This window comes from Flavobacterium aerium (genome assembly GCF_030766725.1).
Classification (GTDB): domain Bacteria; phylum Bacteroidota; class Bacteroidia; order Flavobacteriales; family Flavobacteriaceae; genus Flavobacterium; species Flavobacterium aerium.
Genome location: NZ_JARQWR010000003.1, coordinates 88327 through 115122 on the forward strand (window position 1 = coordinate 88327; position 26796 = coordinate 115122).

A 26796-nucleotide genomic window follows, 5' to 3' on the forward strand; every position below is an offset into this window, starting at 1 on the left:
TTTTTATAATGCAAAAACCATCAAAACATGTTGTTTTGATGGTTTTATTTTTTTGATTCTACTGCAATCTATTCATTGCTGAAATTCAAAATTATTATAGATTTTTAGTATAATTTTACTTTCTATTAGTTATTAATATAGAGGTAACCTGTTCGTTTAATTTTTTTAGCATCTTTCTTATAATTTAAGATGTAAAAATAGGTTCCCATAGGTAACTTTTTAGAAGAATCAAGTGTTAAGTAGCCTTCTGAATAACCATTAAATACTTTATCGCTTTCATTATATCCTTTTGCACTGTATACCAAAACACCCCAACGGTTGTAAATCTCCACCGAATTGTCAGGGAATTTATTGATTCCTTTGATATAAAAGAATTCATTTTTACCATCACCATTAGGTGATAATCCGTTATAAAAAACTAAATCTTCATCTACTTTTTCTTTCACTAGTGCTAGTGTAAAAATACCATAGCCTGTAATAGGAGCCGTGATCATAGTATGACCAACATCCATTATTCCACCTTGGGTTACCCATTTTGAAGTAATATCATCCCATCGTACTATTTGAACCGTTGTAGAACCTGTAGTAGGATTGGAAAATAATGATGGTGTTGTAGCATCATTTAATGTTAATGTCAAGGCCACTAATGTACTCCCACTCTCTTTGGTTACATTCCAATATTCCTTATCATTAATAATAGTAATCTCATTTTGTTTATTAGCATGTGGATAATCTAGATTCGAATTCTTTAGGAAATATTGTGCGGTATAAGAATCTGTAGTAAAATTTGACTCTCCAATACTATTCGGACGATAATATTGATTATCTCCTACTGGGTAGATAAAAATTGATGTTCCTATCTTTTGTACTTCTCCATCAACAAAACTATCGTTACTACAATTGCTATGATCTGCATTTTCTGCAAAAATCATTTTCCCTTCATTAGTATCAGCCTCTATAATACCTTTTATAAAATCTGCATTTCCAAATACAGCGATATCACTCGCTAAAGTAAATGGAACAGGGCTACTTGTATTATCGAATATAACATTCTTGAATTTTGTACCCGTAAGACCCGAAGCATTTCCATTTATTATTTGCTCTTGATCTCCCATAAAAGTAGTTGTTCCCTGATAAGCAGGTGTAAAATCTACTTTCCCATCATTCCGCCAATCGTTAAAAATATACAGTTCACCATCGTTCACTATACGACTCGATGCTTTATTTACAAAATCAAAATGAACAGACATCATCGTACCATTACTCACTTTAATTCGTGATGCATTGGCTAATTGTGCATTTGTATTTTGAATATTGAAGCCTAATAAAAAAGAAGCAACAACATAGTATGGAGCAGGATATTTAAGTATAAAAAATTTATTTTTCATCATATTTATTTAGCAAAAATACTGTGTCCCAATATATAGACACAGTATTTTAATATTCCATAATTAATTATTTGCTTGATAACAGTTTTTCAACTGCCTTTTTTAAATCATCTAGCTCTTTTTGTTGCTTATTTTGATTGTTTTCTAATGCTTTAATACGTTCATCTTTGGAAATAATCTGAGCTTGTTGTTCTTTCATTGCTTCTACTAACACTGGAATAAGTGTAGTATAGGTTACAGAATAAAACCCTTTATCATTTTTCGTTACAGCTTCTGGAACAACTGCTTCAATATCTTGAGCAATCACCCCTAATTGATGTTGATTACTCAATTCCATATCTTTAAATTCATCCGTACGGAAATTGTACCCAACACCTTTAATATTCAAAATCTTTTGGAGTGCACCAGTAATTGGTTCGATATCTTTTTTATAACGACGGTCTGATAAAATTTTCCATGCTTCGGTACCCCCTGCCGGACCATTTACATAAAAACGATAGCCACTATACCCATAAAATCCACTTCCACCTGGTGCAGATTCAACATTTACTAATAAACTATTTTCCGTTCTATTAAATACGAATATAGTGTTACTTAAATTAGGCATAGCATTATTCACATAAGCTAATCCAAGTACATTTCTATTACTACCTAAATAACTAGATGCAAATATATATCTCTCACTAGCCCCAATCCCAAAAGCATAACCTATTGCTGCATCATAATTCCCACCATTATGTCTTCCTAGATTTACTTCATAATATGAACTAAAAGTAGATCCTTTAACATCAAGCTCCACATTCGGTTGAACACCTATTCCTACTTTTCCCATCAAATAAATATCTTGAGTATTTGACGTTGCTTTATCCGAAGTTCCTTTTACATACCAAGGCTCAGGACCAACATCTCCACGATCTCCTTTATCTCCTTTATCTCCTTTTAATCCTTGACCACCTGTATCTCCTTTATCACCTTTTAATCCAGTATCACCTTTTGTTCCAGCAATACCTTGTGCACCAGGATCACCTTTTGGGCCTTGTGCTCCTGAATCACCTTTATCGCCTTTTGGACCTAAATCTCCTTTCGAACCTTGTGCTCCTTGAATTCCTGTTAAACCAGTATCTCCTTTATCTCCTTTGAAACCTGTGGCTCCCATTAATCCAACGTCTCCCTTTTCTCCTTTATCACCTTTCATTCCTATCGCTCCATCGGCTCCGGCAAGACCTCTAATACCTTGGTCACCTTGTAATCCCGCATCACCTTTTGGGCCCTGAATACCTTGGATACCAGTATCACCTTTTGGACCTTGTAATCCTACTGGACCAGTATCGCCTTTTGTACCATCAGCTCCTTTAGGACCTTGAATACCTGTTAAACCAGTATCGCCTTTATCTCCTTTATCACCTTTAATACCTGCGTCACCTTTCAAACCTTGTGGGCCTTGGATACCCGTTAATCCAGTATCGCCTTTATCACCTTTTAATCCTGTAGCTCCAGTTAATCCAATATCACCTTTCTCTCCTTTCAAACCTGTAGCTCCATCGGGTCCAGCATGACCTCGAATACCTTGATCTCCTTGTAATCCTGTATCTCCTTTTGGACCTTGAGAACCTTGTATACCTGTTAATCCAGTATCGCCTTTATCTCCTTTTAATCCTGTAGCTCCAGTTAATCCGATATCGCCTTTCTCTCCTTTATCACCTTTCAAACCTGTAGCTCCATCGGCTCCAGCATGACCTCGAATACCTTGATCTCCTTGTAATCCTGTATCTCCTTTTGGACCTTGAGGACCTTGAATACCTGTTAATCCAGTATCACCTTTATCTCCTTTTAATCCTGTAGCTCCAGTTAATCCGATATCGCCTTTCTCTCCTTTATCACCTTTCAAACCTGTAGCTCCATCGGCTCCAGCGTGACCTCGAACACCTTGATCTCCTTGCAATCCCGTATCTCCTTTTGGACCTTGAGGACCTGTTATACCTATGGCTCCATCGGCTCCAGCGTGACCTCGAATACCTTGATCTCCTTGTAATCCGGTATCTCCTTTTGGACCTTGAGGACCTTGGGTTCCGGTTAATCCAGTATCGCCTTTATCTCCTTTTAAACCTGTAGCTCCAGTTAATCCGATATCACCTTTCTCTCCTTTATCACCTTTCAAACCTGTAGGTCCAGCAACACCTTGTGATCCTGTTATACCCGCTAATTGTTCTGGTGTAAAATCTCCGTAGGTAAAATCTTTGCCATCAACTCCATTAATTCCATTTGTTCCTGCAACACCTTGAGGTCCTGTTATACCTGCTAACTGCTCTGGTGTAAAATCTCCGTAGGTAAAATCTTTACCATCAACTCCATTAATTCCATTTGTTCCTGCAACACCTTGAGGACCTGTTATACCTGCTAATTGTTCTGCTGTAAAATCTCCGTAGGTAAAATCTTTGCCGTCAACTCCATTAATTCCATTTGTTCCTGCAACACCTTGAGGTCCTGTTATACCTGCTAATTGTTCTGGTGTAAAATCTCCGTAGGTAAAATCTTTGCCATCAACTCCATTAATCCCATTTGTTCCTGCAACACCTTGAGGTCCTGTTATACCTGCTAACTGCTCTGGTGTAAAATCTCCGTAGGTAAAATCTTTTCCATCAACTCCATTGATCCCATTTGTTCCTGCAACACCTTGAGGTCCTGTTATACCTGCTAATTGTTCTGGTGTAAAATCTCCGTAGGTAAAATCTTTGCCATCAACTCCATCAATCCCATTTGTTCCTGCAATACCTTGAGGTCCTTGAGCCCCTACTTCGCCCTTTATATTCGTCCATATACCTGTCGTTGGATCATATACCCATGTTCCACTATCATTCGTGACTACTGTCGTTCCCGTTCCTGGACCTCCTGGTTGTCCCGGTATACCGGGTATACCAGAAGTTCCTGGTAAACTTGCAACCCCTACAACTCCCGCTGGTCCTTGTGGTCCTGCTGGACCTTGTATACCATTAATATTTGTCCACATATTCGTCGCTGGATTGAATACCCAAGTTCCACTATCATTGGTTACAATTGTCGTTCCCGCTCCTGGACCTCCTGGTTGCCCTGGTGTACCAGGTATTCCAGACATTCCAATTTCACCTGCAACACCTACAACTCCGGCTGGACCTTGCGGTCCTGCTGGACCATTTATACTTGTCCATATACCTGTTGTTGGGTTATATACCCATGTTCCACTATCATTAGTTACAATTGTAGTTCCCGCTCCTGGACCTCCTGGTTGTCCCGGTATACCGGGTATACCAGAAGTTCCTGGTAAACTTGCAATTTCTACAACTCCCGCTGGCCCTTGTGGTCCTGTTAAACCACTTAATATAATTTGATGAGTGACACCTGCTTCGTCTTTATAATGTAATGTTTGATCTGTAGCATTATAATCTAAAGAGGTAATCGTTTCGTTCCAATCGCCCATATTGGCAATTCGAATCCATTTTGTGCCATTCCAAAAATAAAAACCTGGAATAACATCATTTAGAGTTTCAGTATTGTATACTAATAAACTCACAGCTGGATTGCTCGTTATTGGTGATTGATTTGATGTTTGTTTTAATTTTACGCGGGGAATTAAAAGTCCTTTATCAGTCGCAGTAACATCAAGTTGAGAAGAAGAATCTGGATTCAGAATTCCAATTCCTACTTGTCCATAGGTTACTACCGTAAAACCAAGCAAACAAAATAGTGCTAGTAAAAAATTTTTCATACTGTATTTTTAATTTATATTAGAGAAATTACTATTAAAAAGTAATTTCTATTCTAATGACAAAATTAAGTTAGAGCTACATTTTTATTCGCCCACAATAAGCCTTTAAAACAACATAATAAGGTCTTTTTAATATTGAAAATAAACAATAAAATACTATATATCAATACATTACAAGCAAAAACAAAATCACACTACAACACCATAGATTTTGTTTTGAAACTGAAGAAATCGTGTGTTTTATTATTCCTTACATGCATACATTCATCCAAATATTATTCTTCATAATTGTACTTAAAACATTTGCATAACCTTGTGGCAACCTATTCAACGGTTATCTTAAACTTTAATTTATCCGTCAGTAATCTTCAAGTAACACTGTTGCTTGATTTTTGCAAAAACTATAAATTCTAAAAAATGTCACACAACTACTTTACAAAAATGGGAAGAGTTCTCTTTCCCATGTCATTACTTTTATTAACGCATTTGGCGGCCGGCCAAGATCTTTTACATTATTGGAATTTCAACAATAATGCTTCTATTAGTACAATTACAACTCCTAACCAATCCATAGTCTCAGGAGCTACAATTACAGCTCTTTCTGGTGGTATCAGTACTATTGATAATACTGGTGGAACGGGACAAAATTTTAATGTACTAAATCTAAATGCTCAAAATGGAGATGCTTCAGGTACTCACTTGCGTTTTAATGATCCAATTGGCGGAGCTTTAGAATTTGCTTTACCTACTACGGGTTATGAAAATGTAATTGTAAAATTTGCCACCCGCCGTTCTGGTTCTGGTGCAGGTACTCAACTATGGTCTTATTCAATAAATGGTGGTACTAGTTATATTGCGTTAACTTCTATTATGCCTAATAATGGTGATCCTGCATTGGCAACATTAGACTTCACAGCTATTCCAGAAGCGGATAACAATCCTAATCTAAAATTAAAAGTGGAATTTCAACAAGGTACTGGTGGAACTGTAGGAAATAATCGTTTTGATAATTTTACTGTTCACGGTACTTCTCTTGGAGGAGCTGATATTACAGCACCAAATGTTGCTTTTGCTCCTGCAAATGCGAGTACTGATGTTGCAATTACAATAACGCCAACTCTTACTTTTAATGAAAATGTGCGTTTAATTGATGATAGTAATATCACCAGTACAAATGCCGCTTCTTTAGTGGAAGTTCGTTTGAACAATGCTACTGGAACTCTAGTTCCATTCACTGCTACTTTTGCTTCAAATGTGATCACTATTACACCTTCCGCTCCTTTGAATAATAGTCAGATTTACTATATTGCTTTGGTACCAAACATGGTAGAGGATTTTAGTAATAATGCTATTACAGTCGTAAAATCCACATTATTTACAACAGCTCCATTTGCTGCAAAAGTTGCTTTTGCTACTAACTTTATTACTGTAAATGAAAATGCAGGCACCTTGAATGTAACATTGAATTTAGTAAGCCCAACAACAGGTTCTGTAGACGTAGTAGTAAAGGGTGCGCCGTATAGTACAGCGGATAATAATGATTTTACCTTTACAACGCAAACCTTACATTTTACAGCTTCAAGCCCATTAACTCATACACTCAATATTCCAATTATTGATGATACAGCTGAAGAACAACAAGCAGAATATTTTGTATTGAGTTTAGAAAATCCAGTAGGATTTTCAATCACTGGAAATCCAATGGCAACCATTTATATTAAAGACAATGATCGTTTAGCTCCTATTCCAACCAATGAAATTGAAATTAATTATGTAGGTAGTTTTGATCCTTCTGGAAGTAACTCTAGTACTTGTGAAATTGTAGTGCATGACCCTGTATCGCAGCGTTTATTTACAACAAGTGCAGTAGCAGGATTCTTAGATATTATCAATTTTAGTGATCCAACAGCTCCAACAGTAGTACAATCTATCGATATGAATCCTTATGGTGGCGTGACTAGTGTGGCTGTCAAAAACGGGATAGTAGCTGTGGCTTCTCCAAATGCTGATGAAACTTTAAATGGGTCAGTTGTTTTCTTTACTACAGATGGGGTTTTCCAAAAACAAGTAACGGTAGGTGCTTTACCTGATATGGTTACTTTTTCACCGGATGGGACTAAAGTAATGACTGCAAATGAAGGACAACCGAATGCAAATTATAGTATTGATCCTGAAGGATCAGTAAGTATTATTGATGTTTCAGGTGGTATTGCTGGTTTATCTCAAGCCAATGTTACTACTTTATTATTTACAGCCTACAATGCTCAGGAAGCTGCTTTAATTGCATCTGGGGTTCGAAAATTAAAATTAAGCAGCACATTATCGCAAGATTTTGAACCAGAATATGTTACAATTAGTGCAGATTCTCAAAAAGCTTGGGTTACGTTACAAGAGAATAATGCTATTGCAGAAATTAATTTGGTTACTAAAACGATTACAGATGTATGGGCATTGGGTACTAAAGATATGAGCTTACCGGGTAATGGTTTTGATGCTTCCGATAATAATGGGACTGTACTTATTGCAAACTGGCCTGTAAAAGCATATTATCTTCCCGATGCTGTTGCTAATTATACTGTAGGTGGAACAACCTATATCGTTACCGCGAATGAAGGAGATGAAAAAGAATATACTGGTTTTGAAGAAAGAACAACTGTAGGGGCTGCCAATTATTTATTGGATCCTGCTATTTATCCGCAAGCAGAAATGCTAAAACAAACTTATAATCTAGGTCGTTTTAGAGTAAGTAATTTGAGTGGAAATACGGATGCAGATCCAGAATTTGAACAAATAAGTGCTTTGGGTGCTCGTTCTTTTTCAATCTTCAATACCACAACCAAACAGATTGTATACGATAGTGGTGATGATTTTGAAATGTATACCGCTGCAAATGCTCCCACTATTTTCAATGCCGATCATGAAAGTAATACCCCAAAAAGTAGAAGTCGTGCCAAAGGTCCAGAACCTGAAGGTGTAACTGTTGCTCAAATTGGTGGTCAGACTTTTGCTTTTATTTCCCTTGAAAGAGTGGGTGGAATTATGGTTTATAATGTTACCAATCCTACGAATCCAACTTTTGTCGATTATAAAAATAGTCGTAGTGTGTCTGCTTATACTGGAGACCACGGACCAGAAGGAATTACTTATATTGCTCCCGCAAATAGTCCTACAGATAAAGGATATGTGCTCGTTGCTAATGAAATTAGTGGTACTATTACTATTTTTGAAGTAGACGAAAATGCTTTATCTACCCCAGATTATGTGACAAATCCTAAAACATTTGCCGTATTCCCTAATCCTTCTACAAATGGAATTGTTTATTTCAACCGTGTGGCTGATATCCAAGTATATGATTATTCTGGAAAATTAGTTCATCAAGCTAAAGATGCTCTTACCATTAATACATCTTCGTTTAAAACGGGTGTTTATTTAATCAAAACATCAGAAGGAATTACTAAAAAATTGATTGTGAAATAATTATCATTATAATACTAAAAAGTCCCACCGATTGAGTGGGACTTTTTTTTATTACCAATATCCATTTAAGCTTTGCTCATGGCTGTCCAAAAATCATCTTCTGCTGTACCGTCTTCTGAGAATAACCAAACTTCTACTATTTTTCCATTTTCAAACCGCATTAAATCCATTCCTTTCATTGCCATTGATTTTCCATGTGCTTTTGCTTTAAAATGAATGGCAGCTGAAACCATATTTCCATTTGGCGCTAGATAGTCTACAGCATCAATTGCAAATGTACCTTGGCTTAACTCCATAAATCTTCCTAAGTGCGCAAATAATGCTTCTTTCCCTTTTATTATTCCTGAAACGATGCTATTTCCAGGCTGATGCCAAATTACATGGTCTGCAAATACTGAAGCAACAAATTCCATATTTCCTTTTGACAGAGCATCAAAATATTGTTTTGTCAGTTGTACATTTTCATTCATATTTTATCGATTTTAAATGGATTATTATTTCTATTATCACTAATTTTGCAGTTGCAAAAAGAAAGTGCAAATATATTAATTTGTAATTGCAAAATGCAAGTGATTTAAATTATTTTATGAAAGAGATTAATAAACGTTCGGATTGCCCTATTAGTTTTAGTCTTGATTTCCTTGGTGATAAGTGGACCTTACTCATTATTCGAGATCTTATATTAGCTGGTAAAAGTAACTTTGGGGAATTTTTAAAATCGGAAGAAAGTATTGCAACGAATATACTTACAGATCGATTGAAAATGCTAGAAGCGCAGGGTTTTGTTTTGAAATATCCTGTAAAAAACAAAATGCGTTATGGTTATTGCTTAACCGAAAGAGGCATTAGCCTCATCCCTATTATTCTGGAAATGGCTGTATGGGGTATTTCGCAAGAAGTATTGGGTAGTAATCCCGAATTGTCTATACAACTAAAAGACGATAAAGCTGGTGTTATTGATTTCCTCGTACAACGATCGAAAGAAAAATTAGAAACTACTTCCAAGATGTTATAATCTGTTTTTAAAACAGAATATTCGTTTAATGCATAAAAAATCATGCTATTTCTACGCTCCATAACAGTAGTTTAAAGGGTTTTAAGGCGTATTACTAAAGAATATATTTATCTTTGTAACAACTTTAATCCCTACAAAAGTGAAAACAAAAGTACTTACCTTATTGTTAATGCCCTTCTATTGCCTAGCGCAAATTCCATCGTATTACAGTTCTGTCGATTTTAGTCAGACCGGAGATGCTTTGAAAGTGCAATTAACACAACTTATAACGGCTACACATACTAATGTGCTCCCTTATACTTCGAACTCAACGACTGATGTCTGGACGGCATTAAAGCAAACGGATTTGGACCCAAATGATCCAACCAAAGTATTACTGATTTATGGCTTTGATGATACAGATGCTATAACAAGTAATGATCGTACCCGTAGTAAAGACTTATCTTGTCATACTTCTAGCTGTAATGGTTTATGGGTACGTGAACATACTTATGCCCGTTCGTTGGGGACACCTAATCTTGAGTTTATCAATGCAGGTTCGGATGCACATCATTTGAGAAGTATTGACAGTCAAATGAACAATACCAGAAGTAATCGTCCTTTTACTGCCGGAAGTGGGAATGCGCATACGGTAGGTACACAGTATTTTTATCCTGGTGACGAATGGAAAGGTGATGTAGCACGAATGATGATGTATATGTATGTCCGATATCCTACACAATGTCTTCCATCGGCAATTGGTTCAGGAAGTACTTCTTATTCTAATTTTGGGGATATGTACAATATCTTTTTGGAGTGGAATGCTGAAGACCCGGTTTCTGCTTATGAAATGAACCGTAATAACATATTACAGACTCTTCAAGGAAACCGAAATCCATTTATTGATAATCCACATTTGGCTACTATCATCTGGAATGGTCCTGTTACGACTGATTCATGGAATGTATTGAATGTAACCGAAAATAGCTTAAATGCTATAGTGTTGTACCCAACAATCACAACAGATTATGTACATATCAATAATCCTGCTCATGAGACTTTTAGTTATGTTATTTACAACATGATGGGACAAGAAATAAAATCAGGAACTACTGAGGATGTAATTGACGTCACAAACAATACAAAAGGTTTATATCTTATTAATTTAAGAAATCAAAATCAACAAAAAACCTTCAAGGTTATTTTAAAATAACCTTTTTTATAAAAAACAAAAAACTCGGAAAGCTACTGGTTCTCCGAGTTTTTTGTTATAAATTCTATTCTTATTTTTTATTCCAGTTCAAAGATTGCTTGAATTTCAACTGGTGAATCTAATGGTAATGAAACGGCCCCTACGGTTGCACGGGCATGTTTCCCTTTATCTCCAAAAACATTCACAGCCAAATCTGAAGCACTATTCATTAATGCTGCATGTGTTTTGTAACCTGAATTTGTATAGAAGAATCCCGTTAATTGTACAACCCGTTTTACTTTGTTCAAATCTCCATTTGTAGCTACTTTCAACACCGCAATTACATTGAGCATCGTTTGATAAGTAGCCTCTTTGGCTTGTTGATCTGTAACTTCATCTCCTACTCTACCTGGGTTTAGTATTTTACCATTTAATAAGGCAACTTGGTTAATGTAAACTTTGTTATCTGAAATAACATAAGGCACATAATTTCCTACCGGCATGGGAGCAACAGGCAATTCAATTTTTAATTTTTTCAATTGTTCATTAACATCGAATGTTGTCTCTTTTTTAACAGAATCCGTTTTAACCGTTTCTTTATCAACTGTATGAAGTGCATTGGCAATTTTTGCTAAAGCTTTACCTTGTGCTCTCGCTACATTTAGTTCAGAATCCGAAGGTCTTTTCCCTCCTGCACCGCCTATAGAAGAAGCTCCAAAAGGAGTATTTCCTTGTGGTACTGTTTTATCGATAGTTTCTGTAGCCATTAAGCCAGTAGGAACGATAACCATTCCATGTAAAGCAAGCATATTCCAAAAGCTTAAAATTGCAGCTTCTTTTCCTGCACCTGATCCTGCCGACATGAATACCGTTGCTGGCATTCCTTCTAGTTTACGACTTGTCCAAAGGTCTATAGTTTGGTTGAAAAAATAATGCATATCTGCACTAATATTTGCAAAATTCACTGGACTTCCAAAAGCTATTCCATCGTAAGTTGGTAACTCTTCAATGGTAGCCACAGGACATTTTTCAAAATCTTTACCGGTTACTTTTACTGGTTTTATAAGCGGAATTTGTTTGATGACAGCTTCAGTATTAGGATAGCTGTTAATTCCTTCTGCTACTGCCAAAGCCATTTTATAGGTTCCACCATTTTGAGAAGTAAACAATACTAAAACTCTTGTTTTTCCTGTATCATTCATTGCTAAAGCATTCATTTGCATAAATATACTTAAAATTAATACTAGCGAATATTGAATCGATTTTTTCATTTTTTGATTACTTAGTAATTTATAAAATTCTATTTTACAAAGGTATAACCATTATAGTGTTGTACTTTTGTTTAATAGAGACAATTAATTATTCTAAAACGACAGATGGAACGAGCAATTAACGTTGGTCAATGTGAATTAATCATTGATGAAGTAGAAAAGGATACCTATGTATTGCATGAAGGCAAATGGAATTTTACTACAGACTGGCACTCCCATCATAAAGGACAACTTTTGTATGTAGAACGTGGGATGCAATATTTACATACTGAAAAAGAAACTTTCTTATTGCCTGCTCATCATTGTGCTTGGATTCCACCAGATTTACGCCATAAAACGTCTTCACCCAGTGCCGAAGGTTTTTTCCGCTCTTTGTTTTTTACTTTCAATCATATTCCGGAATTCTTTGCTCAAACAAATGTGTTTAAAGTACCTAATGTCCTTCGGGAAATGATTCTATATACCGAACGTTGGTCACAATTAAGGACCTATGATGTTGAGGAAGCTACCTTTTTGGCTGCTATTGTGAATAGTCTTCCTAACTTTTGTAGTGGTGCATTACCATTAATGGTTCCTGTATCCCAGCATCCACAATTAATCCCTATCATGGAGCATTTAGTACATTCTTTGGCAGAGGATATCAATTTAATTAAAGTTGCTGAAAAATTCAGTATTGCTCCTCGTACTTTACAGCGTTTATTCCAAAAAGAAATGGGAATGTCTATGGCTCATTATATTAAAACGGCTCGAATTATCAAATCGGTTGAATTGCTGAGTGAAAAGGGACAAAATGTAAGTAGTGTAGCCTATAAAGTTGGATATGAAAGTCTCCCTACTTTTAGTAATAATTTCTTGAAAATCATCGGGAGAAGACCACAAGAGTTTTTAAATCATTAAATTTTGTACCAAAGGCTATTATTTTTATAAAAAAGCTGTAATATTGATACTCTTTTTTTAAAATCCCTATTATTAATTTTTTAACGTAAAAACATGACCACAAATTTTTTTGATTCAAATAGCTATTTCATTGATGAAAAAGTAAATATGTTCAAATTTGCCAATGAATATAAAGTTTTTGATAATAAAGGTACTCAGATAGGTGCTATCAAACAACGATTAACTACTGGACAAAAAATGCTTCGTTTGGTGGTAAGCAAAGCAATGCTTCCCTTTCATTTAGAAATTGTAAACGAAAAAGATCAAGTACAGGCTAGTATCAACAGAGGTTGGACTTTCTTCATGTCGAGTATTATTATTTCCGATTACAAAGGAGCCAAAATTGCTGAAATCAAACAGAAATTCAAATTATTCAAACCGCGTTTCATCATCAATGATAAAAACAGTCGATTGATTGCTGAAATCAATGGCGATTGGAAAGCTTGGAACTTTAATATTACTGATCCTCAACAAAAACCTGTGGGACAGATTAGTAAAAAATGGGCCGGTGCAATGAAAGAAATCTTCACTACAGCGGATAAATACAATGTTACTATTGAAGAGGCTTATCCGGAAACAGACCATAAAGCCGCTATTGTATCTTGTGCTATATGTATTGATATGATCTTAAAAGAAAACAATAGTTAATATCCTTCTATATTGACTTTTATATCAAACCCTGACTTCACTGTCGGGGTTTTCTTTTTTAATAAATAATCATAAAACATTCTTAATCTGAACTACTCTTTCCTGAATATTTTTTACTTTTAAGTACAATCCCTTTAAATACCACTACTTATGAAAGATAATTTTTCTAAACAATCTGCCCATTATGTAAAATTCAGACCTACCTACCCCAAAGCCCTATATGATTTTCTAAAAAAAATAGTACCACAACACGATAAAGCTTGGGATTGTGGAACTGGAAATGGTCAGGTAGCCCAAGAATTGTCGACTTTCTTTACGGAAGTAATTGCTACAGACATCAGTGAAAATCAACTGGCTAATGCCAACCAAAAAGATAATATTACCTACTTAATCAGCCCTGCAGAAAAGACTCCTTTTAACTATCATTCTTTTAACTTAATCACTGTAGCACAGGCCATTCACTGGTTTGACTTCAATGCTTTCTATAAGGAGGTAAAACGTACAGGAAAACCAGATGGAGTACTTGCGGTAATTGGTTATGGTTCCATACAGATTGATGAGAAAATTACACCAATACTTCAAAAATTCCATTATCAAATTTTGGGAAACTACTGGGATGAAGAGCGTAAATATTTAGATGAAAGTTATCGAAATATCCCTTTTCCTTTTGAAGAGATTAAAGTTCCTGAATTATATATTGAGGACGATTGGACATTAGAACAGCTCATAGGTTATTTAAAAACCTGGTCCTCAGTACAGCATTATATCAAAGCCAATGGTACAAATCCTGTCGATTTGATTTATGATAGTATTGTAACAGAATGGGGAAATTCTGTAACGAAGAAGATTAAATTTCCCTTACTTTTGAGAATAGGAAAAATCAATCATTAAGAACAAAATTAAACACGTACACATGAGCTTATTCAATGCCATAATGGGAAATGCCTCCGCGGTATCTATTGAGAAAATTTCACAAGAATTTGAACCGATCTTAATTCAGGGCGAAAAAATTGAAAAAGCTTTTAAAGTTATTCGAGACATGTTTGTCTTCACCAACAAAAGATTAATTCTAGTAGATAAACAAGGAATTACGGGATCCAAAGTAGATTATCAATCTATTCCTTATACTAGTATTTTGAAATTCTCAAAGGAAAGCGCTGGGATTCTAGACTTGGATGCCGATTTAAAAATATGGTTAAGAGGTGAAAGCCATCCCATCAAAAAACAATTTGGTAAAGACAATAACATTAACGAAGTGTATAAAATATTAAGCGAGCATATATTGAAATAAAAACGAGTAATAACCTTAAAATAAACTGTTATGAGTGATAATAAAGAGAATTACAAGCAAAAATTTGAAGCGCAATTAGAACAAAAAAAAGCAGATTTAACCAAGTTAAAAGCACAAGCTTCTGAGGCAGATGCCGATTTGAAAATCAAAATCAACGAACAAGTTGATAAATTAGAACAAAAAATTGAAGAAGGCAAAGCAAAATTTGCCGAATTATGGGAAGCTGGAGAAGACAAATGGGATGTGCTGAAAGATAAGCTGGAAGCTTCATGGGAGCATTTGAAAGATGGATTTAAAAGCGACGATAAAGCATAATCTTCTTTCCTGAATTCCTTTTATAAATTAAAAAATTAAAGCTTTACTCTTAGTCCTTTCAATTGTGGATTAAGAGTAAAGTCTTTTTATAGTCCTTATACAAGCCTTTATTTTTTATGAAAAAAACAAAATTAATCGTAATTGGTGGAAATGCAGCAGGAATGAGCGCTGCTTCAAAAGTAAGACGTGCCAATCCAGATCATGAAATAATTGTTTTTGAACGTACAGATTACACTTCTTATTCTGCCTGTGGTATTCCGTATTTTATTTCAGGAAAAGTCAAAGAGGCTGATGATTTAATCGTTCGTAGTCCAAAAGTTTTTAAGGAAAAACACAACATTGATGCTCGTATTAATCATGAAGTTCTTGAAATTGATACCGACAATCAAAAGCTAAAGGTGCGTAATCTAAAAGATAAATCGGAGTTTTGGGAAACCTACGATCAATTGCTTATTGCTACTGGTTCAAGAGCATTTTGTCCTGATGTTGAGGGCATGGGAGCCAAAGGTATTTTTGGGGTAACCACCTTAAAAAGTGGAATTAAAGTAGAACAATTCATCCTAAAAGAAAAACCAAAACAAGCGGTCATCATTGGAGGTGGATATATTGGTATTGAGATGGCAGAAGCTTTAATTATTCGAGGAATAAAAGTTACGATTATCAATCGTTCTGCTCAGGTAATGGGAACCTTAGATCCAGACATGGGTGCTTTAGTCTATGAAGCCTTAAAGAAAATTGGCGTAGTCATCCATTTGAATGAGGCTTTAGAATCTTTTACAACCGAAAATGGTCAGGTTATAGCAGTTGTTACGAAAAAACAAACTATTAAAACGGATATGGTTATTTTAGGTATTGGCTCACAGCCAAATACTGCATTATTAAAAAACACTAAAATTAAACTAGGTACTACTGGTGCAATCAAAGTGAATAAAAAAATGCAAACTAATATAACGAATGTATGGGCAGCTGGTGATTGTGTAGAAACTCAGCACTTAATCAGTAAAAAAGCGGTAAATATTGCGCTAGGGACCGTTGCTAACAAAACCGGATTGGTTGCAGGTAGTAACATAGTAGGACAAGAAATTACTTTTCCAGGAGTTGTTGGTACGGCTGTATGTAAAATTTGTGATTATGAGGTGGCTAGAACAGGTTTAACAGAGAAAGAGTTAAAACAGCTCCATATGGACTATATAACTGCTACAGTGGATTCTCTGTCTCGCGCAGGGTATTATCCGGGTTCAACTAAAATTACAGTGAAATTACTTGCGGATAAAAAAACAGGTCGTTTATTCGGCGGGCAAATTGTAGGACAAGAAGGCGCCGCAAAACGTATTGATGTATTGGCTACGGCATTGACCGCTAAATTAAATCTACAACAGATTATTGATTTGGATTTGTCCTATGCTCCACCCTTTTCATTAGTTTGGGATCCAGTACAGACGGCAGCTCGAAAATTAATCAGCCAAATGAAATAATAAAAAAGGTTAGCAATAATTGCTAACCTTTTTTATTATTCGAAAATTCTTGTTTTAAATTCTTTCCGCAATCCTGCATAATCTTGTTTTGGTTCTTTACAAATGAAAATGGTTTGCCATAAATCTTTATCAAAACCTGCAAAAGGATTGTACACTCTTTTCACGGGTACAACACTTTTAAAGAATGCTTGAAAGAAATCAATTTCGGCTTCTCCATTTGTAAAAGCAATAATTGTTTTGGGAAGTGATCCTTTTTCTTTTGTCCATAAATAGAAACTTCCATGGTATGAAAATGCTTCTGGAACATGATAACTTTCACGAAATAAATTGACACCTCCCGCCTGACTATAATGCTTGCCCCATATTAAACAGTTCTGTTTTTCGGCACTTGGCAAACTATCGTACACTTGTTGCAATGCCGTCATTGTTTTTTTCCATTTTATAGGAGCATAATATTCTGAATACTCAATGCGATAATGATTCTCTTCGGGTTCTATATTCGCAAATTTTATAAAGGTGTGTAATGGAAGAACTGCCAATCCATAAGGAATTAATACTGCCCCTGAAATGACCAATGCAACTGTAGTAGGATAAATTACCCAGAAACGTTTCAATAATATTTTCTTTTCAAACCATATACATCCAAATATTAATAGTGGAATCATTGCTGGATAAAAGTAATAGGCTTTACTTTTATTGATAGCCAATAACAGAATCGTTAGCACAATAGTAACAGCAATAGGTCTATATATATTTCGATCTCGTTTATTAAACATAAACAGCAATCCTCCCACCCACAAAATAATTGTTAATGGATTAAGTGAAATAATTATTTCTTTCAGTACATCCAATACTGTTAAGTGATTTAACTGGGTTTCATACAATCGGGAAAACATTTCTATCACAGGGAAATCATGTACGTATTGCCACCATATATTAGGGCTTATCAGTACCAGAAATAAACTGATGTACCCCAATAAATAGCTATTTAATAATGCTCTTCGGGTGCGTCTAAAAATGAATAAGGCTGGTAATCCGGCAATAAAAAAGAGGATATCATATTTGGTTAGAAAGCCAAAAGAAAGACTAACGGTAAGATACCATAAGTATTTCTTATCTAATGTTTTATTAAATCGAATTAAAAGATAAAAGGATAATACCCAAAAGAGTTGGCTGAACACCACGGGTTGAAATAATTGATGGGCTCTTCCAAATGTAGGTGCTACTATAATGCACAATAAAACAATAAAAATCGATTTGATTTTCCCTCCTAATTCCATGGTGGTTAAGGCCACCAATACCAAAATTAATAAAGAAGCTATATGACTGAATATATGATGAACGAATACGGATTGAGAATGAAACAGGTTTTGAATAAAAGCTAACCATCCTATGACAGGGGGAAATTCCATATAACCAAAACTCAAATGGTTTCCTGTAGCAATATGAAGTAACTCATCTCCTTGGAATCCCGAATTAGAATCACCAATAAGATGTAAGAGCAGCTTTACAGCGCAAAAAAATAAGATTACCAAGATTTCTCTGCTGTGTCTCATAATACTTCTACTACTTCGATTTTATGTTAATAATAGAGTTGTTTATCGTTTTACTAAATCGTAAAAAATAAAATATGTTCCTCATACATAAAACACTAAAAATAGCAAAAAATTGTTCAATTTGATTTGCAGTGGTATTTAAAACAAAAAAGTCCCTCATCTGAGGGACTTTAATTATTTTTTGAATTTTTCAATTCCAGATTTCAACCATTGTTCATAGGCTGCAATATCGGGTGTATACCCTATTGCTTCATTTAAACTTTTTTCGTCTTTATCTAAAATAATATAATATGGTTGAGCATTGGCTTTGTAACGTGTGATTTGGAAATCACTCCATTTATTTCCAGTCGTTTTTATTTTTTTACCTGTTTCTTTAGAAACATATTGTTCACTTTCTGGCAATTCTCTTTTATCGTCCACGTACAATGAAATCAATACTACATCATTATTTAATATGGATAAAATGCGTTCATCTGACCAAACATAATCTTCCATTTTTCTACAGTTTACACAAGCAAATCCTGTAAAATCTAATAAGATTGGTTTGTTTACTGATTTAGCATAAGCTAATCCTTCTTCATAATCTGTAAATGCAATAATATCATGTGGTCCTTTGTGTGCTCCATCTGGTAAGGCTGTTGTAGAAGTTGCTCCTCCACCTTTGGTACTACCTACACCATAGGGTGATTCACTATAAGTCATTGGTGGTGGGAAACCGCTAATTAATTTTAATGGTGCACCCCATAAACCTGGAATCAAATAAATTGTAAATGATAATACCACTAATCCAATTGATAATCTACCTACAGAGATAAATGGTAATGGTGAGTCATGTGGTAATGTAATTTTACCAAACATATATAATGCAAGGGTTCCAAAAATTGCAATCCAAATGGCTAAAAATACTTCTCTTTCTAACCAATGTAATTGTAATACTAAATCGGCATTTGATAAGAATTTGAATGCTAAAGCTAATTCTAGGAATCCTAAAAATACTTTTACAGTGTTTAACCATCCACCAGATTTAGGTAATGAATTTAACCATCCTGGGAACATTGCAAAAAGCATAAATGGTAAAGCTAATGCCATAGAGAAACCTAACATTCCAATAATTGGTGCTAATCCTCCTTTTGAAGCGGCTTGTACTAATAATGTTCCTACAATTGGTCCTGTACATGAGAATGAAACTATCGCTAAGGCTAAAGCCATAAATAAGATTCCAATGATTCCACCTCTATCCGCTTGGCTGTCTACTTTATTCGCCCAAGAATTTGGCAACATAATTTCAAATGCACCCAAGAATGAGAAAGCAAATACAACTAATAATAGGAAGAAAATTACATTAAACCATACGTTTGTCGATAAGGCATTTAATGCATCTGCTCCAAAAATCAGAGTGATTACTGTTCCTAAAAATACATAGATTAAGATGATAGAGATACCATAAATAATAGCATTTTTAATTCCTTTTGCTCTGTTTTTACTTTGTTTAGTAAAGAAACTCACTGTCATTGGAATCATTGGGAATACACATGGTGTCAATAATGCTGCAAATCCAGAAAAGAATGCAATAATAAAAATTGAAAACAAGCTATTATCGCCTGATTTATCAGCATTTTCTGCTTTTTTATCTACAGTAACAGTAGTGTCTTTTGAGGCATCAGCTACTGCTTTTGTATCAGCTTCTTCCAAACTTTTTACTTCTTTTGCTTCCAATGTCTTTACATTGAACACAAAATATTTTGATTGGCTGATGCATACATCTTTACATACTTGGTAGAACAATTCTAATTTTACAGTTTCAACTGCAGGGTTTGTAATTTTTATGGTTTGGGTGAATGTTACTTTATCAGCAAAGAAAATTTCATCTACACCAAATACTTCATTGAATGCTTTTTTGGACTCACTTTCTGTCGCTTTTCCTACTAATTCGAAATTACCTTTACTATCTTCAAAAATAAATTCAGTTGCTAATGGCCCACCTTCAGGAGTGAATTGTGAATAGACGTGCCAGTCCATATCAATTGCGCCTTTAAAAGACAATAAATATTCTGAATCAGATTTTTTTTCGATTTTAGATTCCCATTTTACCGGATCTAAAATCTGTGCTTGTCCTTTGGCAAAAGCCAAGACAAAAAGTAATAGATAAATAATTTTCTTCATTATAGTGGTTTAATTTGAACAATGTGTTCCGTTATTGATTCAATTTTAAAACGTTCGTCAGCTCTTTTTCCAATAATCCAGACAATTTGATCTGTCGAACATAAAAGCCAAGTATTTTCTTTTTCAATCAAAGACATTTTTTCGTCTTTAAAGAATTTACTGACTTTTTTCTTTTGGCCTTTCATTCCAAAAGGGTAAAAATAATCACCTTCTTTCCATTTTCTAATCTCTAAAGGTAACTTTAACTTTTCTTTATCTACAAAAATCTGATTACCCCCATTTTCCCGTTGAAAAAATGCTCTCGAAACTTCAGATATAGTTAATTTTATGGGAATATTTATTTCACTTGGAATATGAATTTCATAGGATTGCACTGCATCAGATTCTATTATTTCTTCTAGAATTAAATACTGTCTATCTTTTAGCAATCGATAGTTTTCAGAAAAGATTTGTTTTCCCGATTGATTGAAAACTAATTCATAAATATCACTCCAAGCTGTAAACTGGTAGGGCTTTAATAATTGATATAAATAGGCTTTATAATTGGGTAATCGCTTTAATTGCTCAAGGTCAATTTGCAAGTTATTTCCATCTTGTTTCAACAATTGTTTTGAAGTCAGTACTAAAGCATCTTCCACCATCGAATTGGCTTGTTGAAGGTGTACTAATGTTTCCTGAAAAGAATACAGTAGATTGGAGTTTAATTTTTTAAGTTCTGGAACTACATGATGACGTAATGCATTACGCACATATTTATCAGTAGCATTACTACTGTCCTCCCTCCATCCTATTCCATTTTGAATCGCGTATTCCTTAATTTCTTCTCGACTAAATCGTAAAAAAGGTCGTAATACATTCCCATTCTGAACTGGAATCCCCATTAACCCTTCTAATCCTGTTCCTCTGGTTAAATTGATTAAGAAAGTTTCTAAATTATCATCGGCATGATGTGCTGTTATAATTCTAGTAAGTGCTTTATGGTGTAAAATTTCTTCAAACCATTTATAGCGTAATTGTCTTGCTGCTAGTTGGGTATTTAACTTGTGATCCAGTGCATAAGCATTGGTATCAAAAGAAACAACTTCCAGGGGTATATTTAAAGCTTCTGCTAAATCGCGTACAAACTTTTCATCTCCATCACTTTCCTCATTGCGCAACTTAAAGTTACAATGCGCCAATGTAATGTTATATTCCAAATCATGCATTAAATGAGCTAAAACCACACTATCCAATCCTCCACTGGTAGCAAGAAGGAGTTGTTCTCCTTTTAAAAAAGGAAATTGTTCTTCTAAATGCTTCTTGAATCGTTGCTTCATAATTGAATTAGGTAGACTGTTTAAAAATTTACAGCTTACATTTTTATCGTTTGGACTAAATTTAATGTACACAAAGATAAAATTTATCCCGATGATTTAATAAATTAGCAGAACTACATTCATCTTAAACTGAAAATTAAATATGATATCTGAACCAAACCCTCATGCACAAGAAGAATTTTTCAACGCCATTCGTTCTGGTAATCTAGTTCAACTTGAAAAAAGTGCTAAAGAAGATCCTAAATTAGTAGAAACCATGACACCTAATGGTTTTACACCTTTAATCATTGCTGCTTATAATAATCAGGTTGATGTTGTTGCATTACTCATCCGTCTTGGTGCTAATACTGATGCACAGGATCATAGTGGTAATACGGCTTTAATTGGGGCTTGTTTTAAAGGATATATTGATATTATCAAGTTATTGATCGAGAATGGTTCTAATCCGAATCTAACCAATTATACACAATCGTCTGCCCTAATTTTTGCTGCTACTTACGGACACCTTGAAATAGTGCAATATCTACTAAATCACAAAGCAAATGCTTCCCATAAAGATGGTAAAGGTCAAACGGCATTAGACTATGCCCATTTACAGGAAAATAAAGCAATTGTAACTTTATTGAGTTAGTACTAGACACTAAAAATAACCTTATTAAAAACTACTTATTTTTCGTTTTCCAAAACAAACATGAGCATTGAAAAAACTTTCCCTAGTATTGAATCCAAAATCAGCAAATTCCCAACATTCCTGCTTCAAGCTCTACTTTATGGTATGTTGCTTTTTTGTTTTGTAATATTATTTCTATTGCCTATTTATGGTGTATACAAAAGAGGTATTGGGGTTATGTTTTATCCTGCTTCTTTCTGTATATTCTTTGCCTTGTTAATTTTGATTCCATCAATAAAACACTATATCATTAATAGAAACAGGTTGTCTAGTAAAATTATTATAAATAAAACTGGGCTATTGTATTATAACCAGAAATGTGAAATTGTAAATAAGATATTGTATACCGATCTTGTTTCTTCGGGCAAAGATTTTGATGTTACAGCTGTGAATACTCGAACGAGTGGTATCATGTCGTTACTTGAAATTTTTACTGCATCTGAAAAAGGAGATATAGCAGCTTCTCGCATCGAGATGAATCTTCCGCTTTATGTGGTAGGAAATCGTTATACATTATATGCCCATTTTCTAAAAGGAATTACACTTTTTCGACCGGATTTAAAAATTGACGAACGGGTTTTCCTTACTTATTTTATTGATCCAAAGACGTGGCAGATTAATCGAAAAAGTTCAATATATCTATTTTTAATTCTGATTTTAGCCACACTTCTAGTCTCTGGACTTATATTGTGGTTGGTCTTTGCCTTTACTTAATCCTGAGCTTGTCAAACAGTATTCGACGAAGACAATAACATCCTTTATTGAGTTAACACTTGATGCATTGCTTTGGCTTTCAATAAACATTCTTCATATTCCTTTTCTGGAATAGAAGCAGCAGTGATTGCACTTCCTACAGAGAAGGATATATATTGTTCTTCTTGGCTGTAGAGAATACTTCGGATAATTACATTGAAATCGAAGTCCCCTTGTGGTGAAAAATAGCCTACTGCTCCGCTATAAATACCGCGTTGTGTTTCTTCTAAATTTTCTATAATCTGCATGGCCGATATTTTTGGAGCACCAGTCATACTTCCCATTGGGAATGTGGTTTTTATAATATCCACTGGTGAAAATTCTGCTTCTGCTTTTGAAACTATTGTAGAAATTAAATGGTGTACTTGCTTAAAAGTATAAGCGCCACATAATTCTTCCACTTGAACGGAACCTTTCTGCGCAGTACGAGATAGATCGTTACGTACTAAATCCGTAATCATAATATTCTCTGAACTTTCTTTTTCATTTAGCACTAAAGCCGCTTTCATCGCTTCATCTTCTTTTTTATCTTCTGCTCTTTTCGCAGTGCCTTTTATGGGTTGAGAAATGATTTTTTCTCCTTCTTTTCTCAAATAACGTTCGGGTGAGGCCGAAACAATAAATTGCTTGTGGTTCTTAAAAAAAACAGCAAAAGGAGGTTCTGAAATTGCATTCAAATGTTGGTAAACCGCCATAGGTTCAATCTGTGCCTGTGCGACAAAAAACTCCATACAAAAGTTTGCTTCATAAATATCTCCCCGATGGATGTGTTCTAACATCTTTTGAACTTTCGTCAAATAATCTTCTTTTGAGATTCGTTGTTGAATCGTTAGTTCTGTTTTATCCTTAGCACCTTTCTCTTTTATATTTTTAATTTCAAGTAAATCTTCTTCTACTTCGTCATCGCACATATTGAGATAAACGACCTCTAATTGATTTCCTTGTAATAAAAAGATTTTCTTAGGTTGAAAGAAATATAGGTCTGGGAAATTTAATCCGTCAAAATTTTCAGATTTGAGATCTTCTACATCATTCTTCAAATCGTAGGATAAATATCCAAAAATCCAATCTTTTGTAGTTTGTTGATAGGTTTTTAAATCCTCAAAAGCATTGTGATAATCTGTTTGAATAGCCGTAAATGCATCTACTGCCAGAACAGCATCATAACTTGAATACTGTTGCGGGTATTGATTACTGTCTAAAAAAATGACTTCTCTAAATTGCTGACTCCAATATAAAAGTTGTTTTTTATACTGCATCGGATTGTCTATCGTAACGGTAACTGAGGTTCTCAAAAGATTGATTTAATTATGAATCAAAAGTACAATAAAAATACCATCGTGAAAAGCATTTATTAGCCCCGATAGCGCTGATATCCTCGTAACGAAGTGAAGAGATAAAAGCAATAGCGGGAAATAGCTCCATAAAAAAACCTGCTCACAATGGAACAGGTTAATTTAAGTATAGTATAAAGTGTATAAATACACGAATTTGATTCTAATTATATGTGTAAAGCTCTATTATCAGTCGCTGCTAATGCTGCTTCTTTTACGGCTTCTGCAAACGTAGGGTGTGCATGTGACATAATAGCTAAATCTTCTGCTGATGCTTTGAACTCCATTGCTACCACTGCTTCTGCAATTAAATCGGCAACACGAGCTCCAATCATGTGAACTCCTAGAACTTCATCTGTTTTTGCATCGGCTAAGATTTTCACAAATCCATCAGTATCCATACTTGCACGTGCTCTACCTAAAGCTTTGAAAGGGAAACTTCCTACTTTGTATGCAACACCTGCTTCTTTTAATTGCTCTTCTGTTTTTCCAACAGCAGATACTTCTGGCCATGTATATACAACACCTGGGATTAGGTTATAATCCATATGTGGTTTTTGTCCTGCTAAAACTTCTGCTACAAATACACCTTCTTCAGATGCTTTGTGTGCTAACATTGCTCCACGAACAACATCACCAATTGCATAGATATTCGCCACATTCGTTTGTAAATGTTCGTTTACTTCGATTTGTCCTCTATCTGTTAGTTTTACACCTGCTTTATCTGCATTCAATCCATCTGTATAAGGACGACGACCTACAGAAACTAAGCTGTAATCTCCTTCTAATGTGATGATTTCTCCTTTTGTATTTTCTGCTTGAACAACTACTTGTTCTCCTTTTCTTTCTACAGATTTCACTTTGTGTGAAGTATAGAATTTCATTCCTTGTTTTTTCAACACTTTAGTCAATTCTTTTGACAAAGCTGCATCCATTCCTGGAATAATTCTATCCATGAATTCTACGATAGATACCTGAGCACCTAAACGTAAATATACTTGTCCAAGTTCTAATCCGATAACTCCACCACCAATAACTACAAGGTGTTTTGGAATTTCTTTTAATTTCAATGCTTCAGTTGAAGTAATGATACGTTCTTTATCAATAGAGATGAATGGTAAAGAAGATGGTTTTGAACCTGTAGCAATAATTGTATTTTTTGCTTCAATCGTTTCTTCTGATCCATCAGCTTTTTTGATTGCAATATGAGTCGCATCTGTGAATGATCCTACTCCTTCAAAAACAGTGATTTTATTTTTATCCATTAAAAAGTTTACACCGGCACAAGTCTGATCTACAACAGCTTGTTTACGGGCAATCATTTTCTCTAAATTAACTTTAATATCACCTGCGATTTCAATCCCATGATCTCCAAAATGTGAAATAGCTTCAGAATAATGGTGTGATGAATCTAGTAATGCTTTAGACGGAATACATCCTACGTTAAGGCAAGTACCTCCTAAAGTTGAATATTTTTCAATAAGGGCTGTTTTCATTCCTAGTTGTGCGCAACGAATTGCTGCTACGTATCCTCCAGGACCTGAACCTATAATGGCTACATCAAATGAACTCATAAATATCGTATTAATTGTGTTTCAATTTTTGAATCACAAAATTACGAATGTTTTTTGTTTTAAGGGATCCTTTTCACCTTTAATGTTTCAAGTTTTTTCAAAAACAAATGGATTTTAAGCGCATCTTAATTTTAGCTTCTCCTACTTCTCTATTTGTTCCTTCCCTACTTTATATTAAAGCGTAAAGGCAGTAGTATTTTTTACCTCACTAATCATAAAAGTACTATGTGTACTACCTATATGTTGTAAGGTAGTCAGTTTTGTAACCATAAACTCGCGATAGGCTTCCATGTTTTTGACACATATTTTGAGAATGTAATCATAATCTCCGCTCACATGAAAACATTCCAATACTTCATCCAATTGAATTACTTCCGATTCAAACATCGTTAAATAATCCTTTGCATGTTGTATTAATTTGATATGGCAAAAAACAACAAATGATTTATCAATTTTTGTGCGATCTAGTAACGCAACATATTGCTCAATTATGCCTTCTCTTTCTAATCGTTTGATGCGTTCGTAAATTGCGGTGACCGATAAATTAATCTGGTTCGACAATTCTTTTGTCGTCACTTTACAATCTGATTGTAAATGGGTTAGTATTTTATAATCTATCGCATCTAATGTCATTGGATTATTTTTCTGAATTAATTAGGTTTTTGTTTCATTACAAACAAATATAACAGTAATTTATACAT

21 protein-coding genes are annotated in these 26796 nt (G+C 34.6%); 11 read left to right on the forward strand and 10 right to left on the reverse strand.

The annotated features are described in order from the left end of the window. Positions 1–125 precede the first annotated feature (125 nt). Both P6733_RS04890 and P6733_RS04895 read right to left on the reverse strand, forming a co-directional pair. Positions 126–1388 (reverse strand): gliding motility-associated C-terminal domain-containing protein, encoded by a 1263-nt coding sequence (locus tag P6733_RS04890; protein WP_306350533.1) that lies wholly within the window; start codon positions 1386–1388, stop codon positions 126–128. 67 nt (positions 1389–1455) lie between these two features. Further along, positions 1456–5130 carry a tail fiber domain-containing protein gene (locus P6733_RS04895; protein ID WP_306350534.1) on the reverse strand — a complete coding sequence of 1225 codons (3675 nt, stop codon included), beginning with the start codon at positions 5128–5130 and terminating at the stop codon, positions 1456–1458. A 417-nt stretch (positions 5131–5547) separates the two neighbouring features. Between P6733_RS04895 and P6733_RS04900 the strand changes: the two genes are divergently transcribed. Next, positions 5548–8607, forward strand: a complete 3060-nt coding sequence (locus tag P6733_RS04900; RefSeq protein WP_306350535.1) for a choice-of-anchor I family protein — start codon at positions 5548–5550, stop codon at positions 8605–8607. Positions 8608–8672: 65 nt separating this feature from the next. Here P6733_RS04900 and P6733_RS04905 read toward each other — a convergent pair whose 3' ends face one another. Then, entirely contained in the window at positions 8673–9077 is a 405-nt protein-coding gene (locus P6733_RS04905; protein WP_306350536.1) for a nuclear transport factor 2 family protein, read from the reverse strand. 116 nt (positions 9078–9193) lie between these two features. Here P6733_RS04905 and P6733_RS04910 point away from each other — a divergent pair, with 116 nt between their 5' ends. Further along, positions 9194–9622 carry a winged helix-turn-helix transcriptional regulator gene (locus tag P6733_RS04910; RefSeq protein ID WP_306350538.1) on the forward strand — a complete coding sequence of 143 codons (429 nt, stop codon included), beginning with the start codon at positions 9194–9196 and terminating at the stop codon, positions 9620–9622. Positions 9623–9761: 139 nt separating this feature from the next. Further along, positions 9762–10814: an endonuclease gene (locus P6733_RS04915; protein ID WP_306350540.1), complete on the forward strand. Its 1053-nt coding sequence runs from the start codon at positions 9762–9764 to the stop codon at positions 10812–10814. Positions 10815–10891: 77 nt separating this feature from the next. Here P6733_RS04915 and wrbA read toward each other — a convergent pair whose 3' ends face one another. Further along, positions 10892–12064 (reverse strand): NAD(P)H:quinone oxidoreductase, encoded by a 1173-nt coding sequence (wrbA, locus tag P6733_RS04920; RefSeq protein WP_306350542.1) that lies wholly within the window; start codon positions 12062–12064, stop codon positions 10892–10894. A 105-nt stretch (positions 12065–12169) separates the two neighbouring features. On the opposite strand from wrbA, the gene P6733_RS04925 reads away from it, so the two are divergent. The 6 genes from P6733_RS04925 to P6733_RS04950 all read left to right on the forward strand — a co-directional run bounded on the left by P6733_RS04925 (position 12170) and on the right by P6733_RS04950 (position 16729). Then, positions 12170–12961, forward strand: coding sequence for an AraC family transcriptional regulator (locus tag P6733_RS04925; protein ID WP_306350544.1), 792 nt, complete (start codon positions 12170–12172; stop codon positions 12959–12961). 93 nt (positions 12962–13054) lie between these two features. Further along, positions 13055–13648 (forward strand): LURP-one-related/scramblase family protein, encoded by a 594-nt coding sequence (locus tag P6733_RS04930; RefSeq protein ID WP_306350546.1) that lies wholly within the window; start codon positions 13055–13057, stop codon positions 13646–13648. Positions 13649–13798: 150 nt separating this feature from the next. Next, positions 13799–14539: a class I SAM-dependent methyltransferase gene (locus tag P6733_RS04935; protein WP_306350548.1), complete on the forward strand. Its 741-nt coding sequence runs from the start codon at positions 13799–13801 to the stop codon at positions 14537–14539. Positions 14540–14561: 22 nt separating this feature from the next. Then, positions 14562–14939 carry a PH domain-containing protein gene (locus P6733_RS04940; RefSeq protein WP_306350550.1) on the forward strand — a complete coding sequence of 126 codons (378 nt, stop codon included), beginning with the start codon at positions 14562–14564 and terminating at the stop codon, positions 14937–14939. A 30-nt stretch (positions 14940–14969) separates the two neighbouring features. After that, a complete protein-coding gene (locus P6733_RS04945; RefSeq protein WP_306350552.1) occupies positions 14970–15254 on the forward strand; it encodes a sll1863 family stress response protein in 285 nt (94 codons plus the stop codon). A gap of 116 nt (positions 15255–15370) precedes the next feature. Then, complete coding sequence (locus P6733_RS04950; protein ID WP_306350554.1) at positions 15371–16729, forward strand: FAD-dependent oxidoreductase; 1359 nt, start codon at positions 15371–15373, stop codon at positions 16727–16729. Positions 16730–16764: 35 nt separating this feature from the next. Here the strand turns inward: P6733_RS04950 and P6733_RS04955 are convergent, their stop codons facing one another. The 3 genes from P6733_RS04955 to tilS all read right to left on the reverse strand — a co-directional run bounded on the left by P6733_RS04955 (position 16765) and on the right by tilS (position 21764). Then, positions 16765–18285, reverse strand: coding sequence for an ArnT family glycosyltransferase (locus P6733_RS04955; RefSeq protein WP_306350556.1), 1521 nt, complete (start codon positions 18283–18285; stop codon positions 16765–16767). Between the two features lie 174 nt (positions 18286–18459). After that, positions 18460–20448, reverse strand: coding sequence for a protein-disulfide reductase DsbD family protein (locus tag P6733_RS04960; protein WP_306350558.1), 1989 nt, complete (start codon positions 20446–20448; stop codon positions 18460–18462). After that, a complete protein-coding gene (gene tilS / locus P6733_RS04965; protein ID WP_306350560.1) occupies positions 20448–21764 on the reverse strand; it encodes a tRNA lysidine(34) synthetase TilS in 1317 nt (438 codons plus the stop codon). Before tilS ends, P6733_RS04960 begins: the two co-directional genes overlap by 1 nt. A 142-nt stretch (positions 21765–21906) precedes the next feature. Here tilS and P6733_RS04970 point away from each other — a divergent pair, with 142 nt between their 5' ends. Then, entirely contained in the window at positions 21907–22395 is a 489-nt protein-coding gene (locus P6733_RS04970) for an ankyrin repeat domain-containing protein (RefSeq protein WP_306350562.1), read from the forward strand. Between the two features lie 60 nt (positions 22396–22455). Then, on the forward strand, positions 22456–23148 hold the full coding sequence (locus tag P6733_RS04975; RefSeq protein WP_306350564.1) for a hypothetical protein: 693 nt from the start codon (positions 22456–22458) through the stop codon (positions 23146–23148). Positions 23149–23192: 44 nt separating this feature from the next. Here the strand turns inward: P6733_RS04975 and P6733_RS04980 are convergent, their stop codons facing one another. The 3 genes from P6733_RS04980 to P6733_RS04990 all read right to left on the reverse strand — a co-directional run bounded on the left by P6733_RS04980 (position 23193) and on the right by P6733_RS04990 (position 26728). Next, positions 23193–24482, reverse strand: coding sequence for an anthranilate synthase component I family protein (locus P6733_RS04980; RefSeq protein WP_306350566.1), 1290 nt, complete (start codon positions 24480–24482; stop codon positions 23193–23195). Positions 24483–24688: 206 nt separating this feature from the next. After that, complete coding sequence (gene lpdA / locus P6733_RS04985) at positions 24689–26095, reverse strand: dihydrolipoyl dehydrogenase (RefSeq protein WP_306350568.1); 1407 nt, start codon at positions 26093–26095, stop codon at positions 24689–24691. 174 nt (positions 26096–26269) lie between these two features. Beyond that, positions 26270–26728: an Lrp/AsnC family transcriptional regulator gene (locus P6733_RS04990; protein ID WP_306350569.1), complete on the reverse strand. Its 459-nt coding sequence runs from the start codon at positions 26726–26728 to the stop codon at positions 26270–26272. Positions 26729–26796 lie beyond the last annotated feature (68 nt).